This window comes from Flavihumibacter cheonanensis (assembly GCF_022352215.1).
Lineage (GTDB): Bacteria > Bacteroidota > Bacteroidia > Chitinophagales > Chitinophagaceae > Flavihumibacter > Flavihumibacter cheonanensis.
In genome coordinates this window covers 1-286 of sequence record NZ_JAKRWF010000130.1, presented here as the reverse complement: position 1 = coordinate 286, position 286 = coordinate 1, and the positions used below count along the sequence as shown (strand labels likewise).

The 286-nt window shown below is 66.1% G+C and carries 1 protein-coding gene; it reads right to left on the bottom strand.

Annotated features, from left to right (window positions below; translation table 11 throughout):
* The coding region (locus MD536_RS21400; RefSeq protein WP_317208154.1) for a histidine kinase dimerization/phospho-acceptor domain-containing protein at positions 1-286 on the bottom strand (286 nt) is incomplete at both ends.

Below are 286 nucleotides of genomic sequence, written 5' to 3'. Positions count from 1 at the left end.
CGATGAGCGACGCGAACGACTGCGGTGTGTGCTCCGCTCCGAGCGACTCGGTCTCGGCCAGGATCAGCACGTCATCGATGACGTGCGCCATGCGTGTGGCCTCGGACTGCAGGCGCTGGGCCAGCCGGATCCGCATCTCGTCATCATCTGCCGCCACGAGTGTCTCAGCGAGCAGGGACAGGGCACCGAGGGGCGTCTTGAGCTCGTGGCTCGCGTTGGCGACGAAGTCCTTCCGCATCGCCTCGACCCTGTGCCTGTCGGTGAGGTCGATGATGTAGACGACCGC